General features: G+C 65.0%; 12 protein-coding genes. 10 read left to right on the forward strand and 2 right to left on the reverse strand.

Annotated elements, in window-relative coordinates:
• The 3 genes from O7A05_RS26435 to O7A05_RS26445 all read left to right on the forward strand — a co-directional run.
• A partial coding sequence (locus O7A05_RS26435; protein WP_337095916.1) for a relaxase/mobilization nuclease domain-containing protein occupies nucleotides 1–1,655 on the forward strand: 1,655 nt, incomplete at its 5' end.
• A 23-nt stretch (nucleotides 1,656–1,678) separates the two neighbouring features.
• Nucleotides 1,679–3,670, forward strand: a complete 1,992-nt coding sequence (locus O7A05_RS26440; RefSeq protein ID WP_337095918.1) for a conjugal transfer protein TraG — start codon at nucleotides 1,679–1,681, stop codon at nucleotides 3,668–3,670.
• Between the two features lie 5 nt (nucleotides 3,671–3,675).
• The gene (locus O7A05_RS26445; protein WP_337095919.1) at nucleotides 3,676–4,131 is read left to right on the forward strand and encodes a CopG family transcriptional regulator; all 456 of its coding nucleotides are present in this window, start codon (nucleotides 3,676–3,678) and stop codon (nucleotides 4,129–4,131) included.
• 59 nt (nucleotides 4,132–4,190) lie between these two features.
• On the opposite strand, the gene O7A05_RS26450 is transcribed toward O7A05_RS26445, so the two are convergent.
• Together O7A05_RS26450 and O7A05_RS26455 are read right to left on the reverse strand one after the other, a co-directional pair.
• A complete protein-coding gene (locus O7A05_RS26450; RefSeq protein ID WP_337095920.1) occupies nucleotides 4,191–5,423 on the reverse strand; it encodes a type II toxin-antitoxin system HipA family toxin in 1,233 nt (410 codons plus the stop codon).
• Nucleotides 5,416–6,000, reverse strand: coding sequence for a helix-turn-helix domain-containing protein (locus O7A05_RS26455; RefSeq protein WP_337095922.1), 585 nt, complete (start codon nucleotides 5,998–6,000; stop codon nucleotides 5,416–5,418). The genes O7A05_RS26450 and O7A05_RS26455 overlap by 8 nt, the downstream gene beginning before the upstream one ends.
• Nucleotides 6,001–6,373: 373 nt before the next feature.
• Here O7A05_RS26455 and trbB point away from each other — a divergent pair, with 373 nt between their 5' ends.
• The 7 genes from trbB to trbL are packed head-to-tail and all read left to right on the forward strand — an operon-like array spanning nucleotide 6,374 to nucleotide 13,054.
• Nucleotides 6,374–7,390 (forward strand): P-type conjugative transfer ATPase TrbB, encoded by a 1,017-nt coding sequence (trbB, locus tag O7A05_RS26460; protein WP_337095923.1) that lies wholly within the window; start codon nucleotides 6,374–6,376, stop codon nucleotides 7,388–7,390.
• Nucleotides 7,387–7,719 carry a TrbC/VirB2 family type IV secretion system protein gene (locus tag O7A05_RS26465; RefSeq protein WP_337095924.1) on the forward strand — a complete coding sequence of 111 codons (333 nt, stop codon included), beginning with the start codon at nucleotides 7,387–7,389 and terminating at the stop codon, nucleotides 7,717–7,719. The genes trbB and O7A05_RS26465 overlap by 4 nt, the downstream gene beginning before the upstream one ends.
• Nucleotides 7,720–7,748: 29 nt before the next feature.
• Complete coding sequence (locus O7A05_RS26470; RefSeq protein WP_415927059.1) at nucleotides 7,749–8,015, forward strand: VirB3 family type IV secretion system protein; 267 nt, start codon at nucleotides 7,749–7,751, stop codon at nucleotides 8,013–8,015.
• A gap of 12 nt (nucleotides 8,016–8,027) precedes the next feature.
• Nucleotides 8,028–10,526 (forward strand): conjugal transfer protein TrbE, encoded by a 2,499-nt coding sequence (trbE, locus tag O7A05_RS26475; protein WP_337095926.1) that lies wholly within the window; start codon nucleotides 8,028–8,030, stop codon nucleotides 10,524–10,526.
• Entirely contained in the window at nucleotides 10,523–11,281 is a 759-nt protein-coding gene (gene trbJ, locus O7A05_RS26480) for a P-type conjugative transfer protein TrbJ (protein WP_337095927.1), read from the forward strand. The genes trbE and trbJ overlap by 4 nt, the downstream gene beginning before the upstream one ends.
• 22 nt (nucleotides 11,282–11,303) lie before the next feature.
• Nucleotides 11,304–11,687, forward strand: a complete 384-nt coding sequence (trbK-alt, locus tag O7A05_RS26485; protein ID WP_337095929.1) for a putative entry exclusion protein TrbK-alt — start codon at nucleotides 11,304–11,306, stop codon at nucleotides 11,685–11,687.
• 2 nt (nucleotides 11,688–11,689) lie between these two features.
• On the forward strand, nucleotides 11,690–13,054 hold the full coding sequence (gene trbL, locus O7A05_RS26490; RefSeq protein ID WP_337095930.1) for a P-type conjugative transfer protein TrbL: 1,365 nt from the start codon (nucleotides 11,690–11,692) through the stop codon (nucleotides 13,052–13,054).
• Nucleotide 13,055 lies beyond the last annotated feature (1 nt).

Here is a 13,055-nt window from a genome sequence, read left to right on the forward strand (position 1 = left end):
CGCTGGCGGCGGCGAAAAAAGCTGGCGGTGGCGTCTCTCGCTCGGGAAAAGTCGTTTACGGCAACCGCTCCAGGTTTGGTCACGGACAGCGCGCCAGCATCCAGGCCAACCGCCTCATCACCTCGCGCTCGCGCGGCGCCGTCGTCAAAGCTCGGGTCGTGCGTCATTCCGCGCGCGGCACTCCGCTTGCGACGCATATCAATTATCTGCGTCGAGAGGGTGTCACCCGCGACGGCGAGAAGGCACGGTTGTTCGGGCCGCAGACGGAGGATGCCAACGGCGCGGCCTTCGCCACGCGCGCGGCGGAAGACCGGCACCACTTCCGGTTCATCGTATCGCCGGACGATGCCCTCGACATGGCGGATCTGAGATCTTTCACCCGCGACCTAGCCCGCCAGATGGAAAAGGACCTTGGCACACGGCTCGACTGGGTGGCCGTCGATCACTGGAACACGCAACATCCCCATGTTCACCTCATCGTTCGCGGGGTGCGCGAGGACGGCGAGGATCTGGTCATCTCGCGCGACTACATCAAGGAAGGAATGCGCGACCGGGCTCGCGACCTGATCACCCAGGAGCTGGGGCCGCGAACCGACCTGGACATTCGGCGATCGCTCGAAAGCCAGGTCCAGTCAGAACGCTGGACGCAACTCGATCGCCAGTTGCTTCGCGACGGCCGCAGGACCGGTGTCATCGATCTGGCTCCGCGGTCTCATACCCAGCCCGATGAATATCACGCGCTGAAGATCGGTCGCCTGCGCAAGCTTGAGGTTCTGGGTCTGGCCAGCCAGGTCGGTCCAGGCCAATGGATCATCGACGACAAGGCCGAGGCCACACTGCGGGAGCTCGGCGAGCGCGGCGACATCATCAAGCGCATGCATCGCGCGCTGACCGAGCAGGGCATCGAGCGTGGCTCGGGCAGTTATGTTCTCGCTTCCGAAAATCTCGATGCACCCATCGTCGGCCGGCTCATCGATCGCGGGCTCGACGATGAGCTGGGTGGCACGGCCTATGCCGTTGTCGATGGCGTGGATGGGCGCACCCACCACATCAGGCTTCCCAGCCTTGAAGCAACCGGCGATGGCGCGGCCGGATCGATTGTCGAGTTGCGCAAATTCGACGATGCGCGTGGCCGACGTCGCGTTGCGCTCGCGGTTCGCTCCGATCTCACCGTGGATGAGCAAGTCGGGGCGCCAGGTGCGACCTGGCTTGATCGCCAAGCCATCACCCGCAAGCCAACGGAACTGGCCGAATCGGGATTCGGCGCCGATGTTCGTCACGCCTTGGATCGCCGAGCCCGACATCTTCTGGGTCAAGGGCTCGCAGAGCGGCAAGGCAATCGCATCAAGTTCACCAGCAACCTGCTCGATACGCTGCGCCGTCGCGAGCTGGAGATGATCGGCGAGAAGCTCGCGGACGACAGCGGACGGACCTTCAACCGTGCCGCCGGCGGCGAGCATGTCGCTGGCACGTATCGCCAGCGCCTGTCTCTCGCCTCCGGTCGTTTCGCCATGATTGACGACGGCCTCGGCTTCCAGCTTGTTCCCTGGACGCCCGCGCTCGAAAACCATCTCGGCCAGCATGTCAGCGGCGTCGCTCGCGGCGACGGCGGCGTCGACTGGAGCTTTGCCCGCAAGCGCGGGCTTGGTCTCTAGGCGTAGAACGAAAGGATCCGGCGATGTCCGCCACGAAAATCCTCTGGGGTCAGATCCTTACGGTCTTCCTGATCGTTGTGTTGACGACCTGGACGGCGACAGAATGGACAGCATGGAGGCTTGGCTTTCAGCCGCAGCTCGGGCCGCACTGGTTCGAGCTCGCCGGCCTGCCGGTCTACTATCCGCCGGCACTGTTCTGGTGGTGGTATTTCTACGACGCCTACGCCCCGTCGATCTTCGTAGAAGGTGGGTTGATCGCCGTGTCGGGCGGCTTCCTTTCCATCGTCGTTGCGATCGGCATGTCGGTTTGGCGGGCGCGCGAAATCAAGAACGTCTACACCTACGGTTCTGCGCGTTGGGCCGGGAAGACGGAGATGAAGGCTGCCGGCCTGCTCGGCGCCGACGGCGTGGTGCTCGGGCGCTATGATCGCCATTACCTGCGTCATGATGGCCCCGAGCATGTGCTGTGCTTCGCTCCGACCCGGTCCGGCAAGGGCGTCGGCCTGGTGGTGCCTTCGCTGCTGACCTGGCCCGGCTCGGCGATCGTCCACGACATCAAGGGCGAGAACTGGCAACTGACCGCTGGCTTCCGCGCTCTGCACGGGCGGGTCCTGCTGTTCGATCCGACCAATTCGAAATCCTCGGCCTACAATCCCTTGCTCGAGGTGCGCCGCGGCGAATGGGAGGTGCGCGACGTGCAGAACATCGCCGACATCCTCGTGGATCCGGAAGGAAGCCTTGAGAAGCGCAACCACTGGGAAAAGACCAGCCACGCGCTCCTGGTCGGTGCGATCCTGCATGTCCTCTATGCCGAGAAAGACAAGACGCTGGCGGGCGTCGGCGCCTTCCTCTCCGATCCGAGGCGACCGATCGAGTCGACGCTCGCCGCCATGATGAAGACCGCCCATCTTGGCGAAGCCGGTCCGCATCCGGTTATAGCCAGTGCGGCCCGAGAGTTGCTCAACAAATCCGACAACGAACGATCGGGCGTGCTTTCAACGGCAATGTCCTTTCTTGGCCTTTATCGGGATCCCGTCGTCGCCCAGGTGACCCGAAGATGCGATTGGCGCATCGGCGACATTGTCGGGGGCAAGGACCCAGCGACGCTCTACCTGGTCGTCCCCCCATCCGACATCAACAGGACCAAGCCGCTCATCCGCCTCATCCTCAACCAGATCGGCCGCCGTCTGACAGAGGATCTGCGTAGGAAGACGCGCCGCCATCGGCTGTTGCTGATGCTCGACGAATTTCCGGCGCTCGGCCGCCTCGACTTCTTCGAGAGCGCGCTCGCCTTCATGGCGGGTTACGGGCTGAAAAGCTTTCTCATCGCCCAATCGCTGAACCAGATCGAGAAGGCTTACGGGCCGAACAACTCGATCCTCGACAATTGTCATGTGCGCGTCAGCTTCGCCACCAACGACGAAAGGACCGCCAAACGTGTGTCCGATGCGCTGGGCACCGCGACCGAGATGCGGGCAATGAAGAACTATGCCGGGCACCGGCTCTCGCCATGGCTCGGACATCTCATGGTGTCGCGGCAAGAGACGGCCCGCCAGTTGCTGACTCCTGGCGAGATCATGCAGCTTCCTCCGACCGACGAAATCGTGATGGTTGCGGGGACCCCACCCATCAGGGCGAAGAAGGCGCGCTACTACGAGGATGCGCGCTTTCGCGATCGCATCCTGCCGCCGCCCGAACTGACCACATCCGGACAGACCGGCACCGACGATTGGAGCCACCTGCCGACCCCGGTTCGCCATGCGGCCGCCGCGGGTTCAGGCGCGCCTCGCCAGGACGACGAAGAAGATCCAACCGAGTCGGAGCGGCGCCTGCAACCCGAGCTCAATCGAGTGCGGCCGGTGGAGCAAACGATCCCGGTCGAGAACGAGTTCGAGATCAACTCGGCCGACGATGCCGGCGACGATGACGCAGTCCGCAATCGACGCCTGACGCGGCTGATGCAGGGCGTGGCACGGCAGGTATCGCTTGACCCCGATGATGGCATGGAGTTATAGCCGCGATGACCAGCCGCAAGAAAAAGGCCCAGATTTCCGTTTATCTCGATCAGGCGATCATGGCGATGCTCGCCGACTACGCGGCGCGGCGCGATCAATCTCAGTCCATGATCGCCGAGGCTGCGATCGCTTCGTTCCTGTCGCCCGACGCCGACGAGCGTCGCGAGGCGGCGATCGCCAAGCGCCTCGACCTGGTCGACCGTCGTCTTGCCCGGCAGGAGCGAGATGTCGGAATCGCCGTCGAGACGTTGGCGGTGTTCGTCCGCTTCTGGCTCGCGACAACGCCTGCCTTGCCCGAGCCTGCCGCGCAGGCCGCACGCGCCAAGGCTGCCGAACGCTACGACGCCTTCCTCAGCGCGCTTGGCCGTCGTCTGGCAAAGGGGCCGAAGCTGCGGCAAGAGATCAGCGAAGACATCGAGAGCGGTCCGGGCACAAATCAGTCTGGCGTGGCGGGACAATAGTTGGACAGCAAGATGCTGGCCGGGCATGTTCACTGATCGTCGGCTGCAAGCCCCGTTGTTCAGGCCTCCGAGACAAGCGCGAGCTTTTTGAGATGAGCATCGATTGCGCTGGCGACCTCGGGCGCGATGGGAAGCGTCTTTTTCGCCTCCGGCCAGTCGTCGCGGAAGCGGGCCACGGTTTCGCGCGCCGTATCGACGACCGGCTTCTCAGGCAGATGCGCCTTCGCGGCCAGATAGCGAAGCTCGTCCAGCGAAAAGTCGCGCATGCGCTTGGTGCGGGCATATTTGATGGCGGCGAACTCATCCTCGATATAGGCGATCGTCGACACGAAATCATAGGCCGGTGCTAGCGTCGCCTTGCGCCGGTCGCGATAGATGACCGACCAGTTCTTGAGGTGCATGTCGGCATTGCCGATCAGCGTGTTGAAGACGAGCCTGCGGATGAACTCGCGCACGCCCTCGTCGCCAGCCTCGACGCCAAGCACGGTCGCGATATTGCGCGCGCTGGCGCGCTTGTATTTGTCCTCCGGCCAGACGCCGAATACCTGGGCAAAATCCTCGATATGCACGGGGCCGATCTCGCTGCGGTCGAAACGCCTCACGGCCAGCGACTGTCCCTTCAAAGTCCGCATACCCTCGGGCAAGCCGTCGATCGCGTCCATGTCGAGCAACTGGACGTCAGGCACCTCCATGCCGATCCTGGCTGCAAGGCTCATCATCGAGAATTCGTTCTCGGGCACGCCGTCATAGAGCTGGGAAGGAAGCTTGACGATCCACGATCCGCCGACCCCATCTGCGGGGATCGTCAGCCCGCCGCCCTTTCCGGGATTATTGATCGCGGAGAATTTCAGCTGCACTCCGGCCAGAGAAAATCGGAGCGTGTTGGTCCGACGCTTCCGGCGCGCTTCCTCGTTGTCCTCGTCGTTCAGGGCGGGCCATGCCTCTCCGTCCGCCGGGGCAATCGCCAGCGCGCCGGGCAAATCGCGACCCAGAACCCACAGCAGAAAGTACTCGCGCCGATCGCTCACGCCCGCCCGTTCGGCAAGGTAGGTCCGCAGCGGTCCTTCCGGCAGGAGATTGGCGAAGAAGGGCGGCACCCTGACGCTGACCGGCCTGAAATCAGTCAGGAGCTGCCCGTACTGATCTTCAAACGACAGGCTGAGCGTCGGCCGTTCGGGATTGTCGATATAGGGCTTGTCGAAGGCGAACAGCGTGCGCTCGCCCGGGATGAGCGTCAGCGTTGCGATCTTCTCGCCGTAAAGGCGGACATCGAGGACCGAAACCTCAGGCATCGTCGTCCTCGTCGTCGAGCGCGTAGGCAGGCCGCGGCGCTTCCGGCGTTGCATGGGCAATCCGGTTGCGCAGCGCCCTGAGCGTCTTTGATGCCCGCTCGATGGCCGGCGTCGCGCCAGGGCCATCCGGGAGCTTCATCAGCCTGTCGGTGACGGCGCGCAGCGTATCGAGATCGGCTTTGCCCAGCCGGAAGTTCGCGAGCTCGCGCAACGTCTGATCAAGCCGCGTGAAGTCGAAAGCGTCGGGGTTGTCGCGGCGCAGCTTTGCAAGCGCCGCCTCGGCCCGATTGAACGTCGCGGAGCGCCGGCGGTCCTCGCCGCCCTGTGTCGCGTGGGCGTTGCTGACGATGGCCTCGACCGCGGCGAGCGCCTTGCGCGGCACCAGAACCAATTCGTGATCCAACGCGCGCGCCAGTTCGACCAGGCTCGATAGCCTGAGATCGGTTGCCCCGCTTTCGATTTTCGAGATGTGGCTTTGCGGAACGCCAATGCGTGCGCTGAGGTCGCGCTGGCTCAAGCCGCTTTGCTCGCGGGCGCTTCGCAACGTCTGCAGGATGCTTTCGGTGGAATAGGTCATCGATATGTCTCTGCATATCATTTGTCAGCAGTGATATGCTTAGACATATCACATGTGCGGTGAGTGTGCAAGATTCGATCGGTAAAAACATATCAAATAGTAAGCTTGATATGTCATATCAGATCAAAACTCGCCAGCAGGGTAGGGCGGGCCGAACCGCTGCAACGGGACCGCAAGAATCGCAATCGCTTAATCCTACCACGCCGATCTGGACATTGATGGCCTGCGCCGAAAGACGGCACCGCCAATCTCCTGTCATTGCACGCCAGGCTACTACGCCTCGACATAGCTGTTGAATCGCGTCGAGATCGGGTCTTCTTAATCATCCCCGTCCTGGGGCCAGTCCATGTCCCCGGATCGAACGGGGACTGGGATGACAGCTTCGCATCACAATTCGGAAGAACTTGCGCGTGGCGCGCGCATGCTGCGCACGGCGCTCGGACCGGCGATCGCGCGCTATCTCGACGACGCGAGCATTGTCGAGGTGATGCTGAACCCCGATGGGCGGCTTTGGATCGATCGGTTGTCCGAGGGCCTGGCCGACAGCGGCGAGCGTCTGTCGGCGGCTGACGGCGAACGCATAATCCGCTTGGTTGCGCACCACGTAGGCGCCGAGGTGCATGCTTCCGCTCCGCGCTTATCCGCCGAGCTGCCCGAGACAGGTGAGCGGTTCGAGGGGCTGCTTCCGCCGGTGGTCGCGGCACCGGCTTTCGCGATCCGCAAGCCCGCCGGCGCCATCTTCACACTGGACGACTATGTGGCGGCCGGCATCGTGTCGGCGCGCCAGTCGGACATCCTGCGCCACGGCGTTGCCGGCCGCGCCAACATCCTGGTCGCCGGCGGCACCTCCACCGGCAAGACAACGCTGATCAACGCGCTGCTGGCCGAAGTGGCCAAGACCGACGATCGCATCGTCATCATCGAGGATACGCGTGAGCTGCAATGCGCAGCGCGCAATCTCGTGGCGATGCGCACGAAGGACGGCATTGCTTCGCTCTCCGATCTCGTCCGCTCCTCGCTGCGCCTGCGCCCCGACCGCATTCCGGTCGGCGAGGTGCGCGGCGCCGAGGCGCTCGAACTGCTCAAGGCCTGGGGCACGGGGCATCCGGGCGGCCTCGGCACGATCCACGCCGGAAGCGCCATTGGCGCGCTGCGGCGAATGGAGCAGCTCATCCAGGAAGCGGTCGTCACAGTGCCCCGCGCGCTGATCGCCGAGACGATCAACCTCGTTGCCGTCCTTTCCGGCCGCGGCTCCGCGCGGCGCCTGACCGAACTCGCCCGGATCGAGGGCCTTGGCCCGGACGGTGACTACCGCGTCGCCCCAGCCGTCATCGAGGACACCGGCAAGCAAACTGCCCTCAACCAAGACCCAGAAGGAGTACGTCCGTGATCCAACGCCTGAGCCTCGCAAGCCATCGTCTCGCCATCACCACTTCGGCCGCATCGCTTTCGCTGGTGACGGCGGCGCCCGCTTTTGCCTCCGGGTCGTCGATGCCGTGGGAACAGCCATTGCAACAGATACTGCAGTCGGTCGAGGGCCCGGTCGCCAAGATCATGGCGGTGATCATCATCATCGTCACCGGCCTGACACTCGCCTTCGGCGATACCTCGGGCGGATTCCGCCGGCTGATCCAGATCGTGTTCGGCCTCTCGATCGCCTTCGCGGCCTCGAGCTTCTTCCTGTCCTTCTTCTCGTTTGCCGGCGGAGCGCTCGTCTGATGACGAACACTGTGCAGCTAAGCGGGTCGATGCATGAGGATCCAGTGCCGGGGTACGCGGTCCCTGTTCATCGGGCCCTGACCGAGCCGATCCTGCTCGGCGGCGCACCACGGGCCATTGCCATCATGAACGGGACGCTCGCCGGCGCCGTCGGGTTGGGGCTGCGTCTTTGGCTTGCCGGCATCGCCATCTGGGCGATCGGCCATCTCGCCGCCGCATGGGCTGCCAGGCGCGACCCGCTCTTCGTCGATGTCGTGCGCCGGCATCTGCGCATCCCGGCGCATCTCACCGTTTGAAGGGCCGCTCCGATGATGAACCTTGCGGAATACCAAAATCGAAACAGCCGGCTTGCCGACTTCCTGCCTTGGGCGGCCCTGGTCCGAGAAGGCATCGTCCTCAACAAGGACGGCAGCTTCCAGCGGACCGCGCGCTTTCGCGGTCCCGATCTCGACAGCGCCGTCCCCGCGGAACTCGTCGCGGTGGCCGGCCGGATCAACAATGCCTTGCGCCGTCTCGGTTCCGGCTGGGCGATCTTCGCCGAGGCCCAACGTCACCCGTCGACCCGCTATCCCGATAGTCATTTTCCGGATGCGGCCTCCGCGCTGGTCGACGCCGAGCGCAGAGCGGGCTTTGAGGAGATCGGCGCGCATTTCGAGTCGAGCTATTTCCTGACCTTCACCTATCTCGCGCCTCCCGAGGACGCGGCACGTGCGGAGAGCTGGCTCTACGAAGGGCGCCAGAAAAAGGGGCTTGACGCTCATGAAGCGCTGACCGGTTTTGCGGACCGCAGCGATCGGGTTCTTCGCCTTGTCGAAGCCTTCATGCCGGAGTGCCGCTGGCTCGATGACGTCGAGACGCTGACCTATCTGCATGGCTGCGTCTCGACCAATCGTCATCGTGTGCGCGTTCCAGAGACGCCCATGTATCTCGACGCGGTGCTTGCCGATCAGCCGCTGACCGGCGGCCTCGAGCCGCGGCTCGGTGCATCGCATCTGCGGATCCTGACGGTCACCGGCTTTCCGACCGCGACCACGCCCGGTTTGCTCGACGAGCTCAACCGGCTGGCCTTCCCATACCGCTGGTCGACGCGCGCGATCCTACTCGACAAGACGGACGCGACCAGGCTGCTCACCAAAATTCGCCGTCAGTGGTTCGCCAAGCGCAAGTCCATTGCCGCGATCCTGAAGGAGGTGATGACCAACGAGGCATCCGTTCTCGTCGACACCGATGCCGCCAACAAGGCAGCCGACGCGGATTTAGCGCTGCAGGAACTCGGCGCTGACTATGCCGGCATGGCCTACGTCACCGCGACGGTGACCGTGTGGGATGATGATGCGGCCGCCGCCGATGAAAAACTGCGCCTGGTTGAGAAGGTGATCCAGGGACGGGACTTCATCGCGATCATCGAAACCATCAACGCCGTCGACGCCTGGCTCGGCAGCCTGCCGGGCCACGTTTACGCGAATGTCCGTCAACCACCCATCTCCACCCTCAATCTCGCCCACATCATCCCGCTGTCCGCGGTGTGGGCGGGGCCGGAACGGGACGGGCATCTGGCAGCGCCTCCCCTGCTGTTCGGCAAGACCGAAGGCTCGACCCCGTTCCGGTTTTCCCTTCACGTCGGCGACGTCGGCCACACGCTGGTCGTCGGGCCGACGGGCGCCGGCAAGTCCGTGCTTCTGGCGCTGATGGCGCTGCAGTTCCGGCGTTACGCTGGCTCGCAAGTTTTCGCGTTCGATTTCGGCGGCTCGATCCGCGCGGCGGCGCTCGCCATGGGCGGCGACTGGCACGATCTCGGCGGCGATCTCAGCGAAGGGGCGACCGACAGCGTCAGCCTGCAGCCTTTCGCTCGCATCCACGATGTTCCAGAGCGCGCCTGGGCGGCGGACTGGATCGTGGCGCTTCTCACTCGCGAGGGTGTGGCAATCACGCCTGAGGTGAAGGAGCACGTCTGGACGGCGCTCACCTCGCTGGCCTCCGCGCCTGTCGGAGAGCGCACGATCACGGGCCTGGCGGTGCTGCTGCAATCGAACGATCTCAAGCAGGCGCTCCGTCCGTACTGTGTCGGCGGTCCCTACGGCCGGTTGCTCGATGCCGAGCGCGAACAGCTCGGCTCGGCTTCGGTCCAGGCATTCGAGACCGAAGGGCTGATCGGAACGGGCGCCGCGCCGGCGGTCCTTTCCTACCTGTTCCACCGCATCGAGGAACGTCTTGACGGCTCGCCAGCCTTGCTGATCATCGACGAAGGCTGGCTTGCCCTGGACGACGAGGGCTTTGCCGGCCAGCTGCGCGAATGGCTGAAAACGCTGCGCAAGAAGAACGCCAGCGTCGTCTTCGCAACGCAGTCGCTCAGTGACATCGACGCCTCGGCGATCGCGCCTGCGATCATCGAGAGCTGCCTGACCCGGATTCTTTTGCCGAACGAGCGCGCCATCGAGCCGCAGATCACGGCGATATACCGTCGCTTCGGCCTTAACGACCGGCAGATCGAGATCATCGCGAGGGCAATGCCCAAGCGCGATTACTACTGCCAGTCGCGCCGCGGCAACCGGCTGTTCGAGCTCGGACTGTCGGATGTCGCCCTCGCGCTCTGCGGCGCATCCGCAAGAACCGATCAGGCCGCGATCGCCCGCATCATCGCCGAACACGGCCGCGACGCCTTCCTGGCGGCCTGGCTTAGCCACTGCGGCCTCGGCTGGGCGGCCGAGCTCGTCCCGGGCCTCGCCAGCTCCGCCCCCACCAGCCCCGCTCTCACCAGCTCCGCCTTCACCAGCGCCGCCATCACCAGCAAGGAGAAGTCCTCATGAAATTCCATCGTTCCGGTGCCATGCGGTTCGCCGCCGCTCTGGCTCTCGCTCCCGTCAGCGTCGCGTCGATGGCGGTCGCTCCGGCAAACGCATTCATCGTCTTCGATCCTTCCAACTATTCACAGAACGTCCTGACGGCAGCGCGCTCGCTTCAGCAGATCACCAACCAGATCACCTCGCTTCAGAACCAGGCGCAGATGCTGATCAACCAGGCCCGCAATCTCGCAAGCCTGCCGTTTTCATCGCTGCAGCAGCTTCAGCAGTCGGTGCAGCGTACCCAGCAATTGCTCGGCCAGGCGCAGAACATTGCCTATGACGTCCAGCAGATCGATCAGGCCTTCCAGCAGAAATACGGCGCGGTCGCACTGTCGGCATCGGATCAGCAACTCGTCAGCGACGCGCGCTCGCGCTGGCAAAACACGGTCGGTGGCCTTCAGGACGCCATGCGCGTGCAGGCCGGCGTCGTCGGCAATATAGACGCCAATCGCTCCGAGATGTCGGCGCTGGTCGGCCAAAGCCAGGGCGCGACGGGCGCGCTCCAGGCAACGCAAGCCGGCAACCAGCTCCTTGCGCTGCAGGCGCAGCAACTCGCCGATCTCACCGCGGTCGTCGCCGCGAACGGCCGGGCTCAGGCCTTGCAAGCGGCCGAGCAGGCCACGGCCGCCGACCAGGGCAGGGAGCAGCGCCGCCGTTTCCTGGCCCAGGGCGCGGGTTACCAGCCCGGCAACGCGCAGATGTTTTATGGCAAGAACTGAGGCCCGGGCGATGGACACCAGGATGTTCGCCCGCCTCGTCGCGGTGGTCTTCGTTGCAACCGCTGTCGCGGCGGCCGTGATTGCGACGAGGAGCGCCCACAAGCAATCCGAGCCCCTCGCGCTGCGCGACCGTGCCATAGCACCGCAAGATCCGGTCGCGGCCGAATTACTGCGCTGCTCGGGGATCGGCGAGACCGGCCCCCGCGATCCCGGCTGTCTGAGGGCGTGGGCTGAAAGCCGGCGCCGGTTTCTGCGCCAGCGGGAAGGGGCCATCACGCCCGCTCCCGCTCAGCCGGCGACGCTGTTCCCGAAGGTACCGGCATCGGCCGATCCCGAGCGGAAGGAAGGCGAGGGGCCGAGCACGCCGCCAATGCAGACCGCGCCCACTGGCGCAAAGGTTCGCTGACAATGGGCGGCACCGGCGTCATCGACCATTTCCTCGAGGTCTTCACGCGCTACATCGACGGCGGCTTCGGCCTGCTTGGCGGCGAGGTGGGCTTCATCGCCACAACCCTGATCGTCATCGACGTGACGCTGGCGGCGCTCTTCTGGTCCTGGGGCGCCGATGACGACATCCTGGCGCGCCTGGTCAAGAAGACGCTGTTCGTCGGCGTCTTCGCCTATCTCATCTCCAACTGGAACAACCTCGCTCGCATCGTCTTCGAAAGCTTCGCGGGGCTTGGCCTGAAGGCATCGGGCACCGGTTTTGCCGTCGACGATCTGATGCGCCCGGGCAAGGTGGCGCAGACCGGGCTCGATGCAGGTCGGCCCCTGCTGGACTCGATCTCCAATCTGATGGGTTATTGGTCCTTCTTCGAGAATTTCATCCAGATCGCCTGCATGTTCTTCGCCTGGGCGCTGGTGCTGCTCGCCTTCTTCATCCTCGCGGTGCAACTCTTCGTCACGCTGATCGAGTTCAAGTTGACGACGCTTGCCGGTTTTGTGCTGATTCCGTTCGGTCTGTTCGGCAAATCCGCCTTCATGGCCGAGCGCGTGCTCGGCAACGTCATTTCGTCCGGCACCAAGGTCCTGGTGCTCGCCGTCGTCATCGGCATCGGCTCGACGCTCTTTTCCGAATTCACCTCCGGGTTCAACGGCGACACGCCGTCGATCGACGACGCCATGGCGATCGTGCTCGCGGCGCTGTCGCTGCTTGGTCTCGGCATATTCGGCCCGGGCATCGCCAACGGCCTTGTCTCCGGCGGCCCGCAGCTCGGCGCCGGCGCGGCAGTCGGCGCAGGTCTCGCCGCCGGCGGAATGGTCGCGGCAGGGACCGCGGCCGCCGGCGCCGCAGCGGCGGCAGGCTCAGCGTTGTCCAGCGCCGCTGGCGCGACGGCCCGCGGTGGCGCCGCGGCCGCGGGCGGCGCATCCACGGCCTACCAGCTGGGCGCCGCCGGAGGGTCCGGCTTCTCCGCCATGGCATCCGGATTGGGTGGCGTCGCCGCCGCTGGCGCCAAGGCTCTCGTCTCGCCGCTCAAGCGCGCGGCCAATCATGCCGCTGGCGCAACGAAAGAGAGCCACCGCGCCGGCACTCGCGCCGCCTTCGAGATGACCGGCGGATCGTCCAGCGCCGGCACGGTCAGCGGGAATGCCGCAAGCAGCGGCGTCGCCGCTGGCGTGGCGTACCGCGCGGCCGAAAGCCAGCCCGCCTGGGCAAAGCGCATGAAGCGCTCGCAACAGATGACCCATGGCGTCCAGGCCGCCGCTCACGCCGTCCGCAGTGGCGACAGCCATGGCGGCGGCTCCTCGATCAACCTGTCTGAAAGCGACTGAG

The sequence above is a fragment of the Mesorhizobium argentiipisi (SeqCode) genome (genome assembly GCF_037179585.1).
GTDB lineage: Bacteria > Pseudomonadota > Alphaproteobacteria > Rhizobiales > Rhizobiaceae > Mesorhizobium > Mesorhizobium argentiipisi.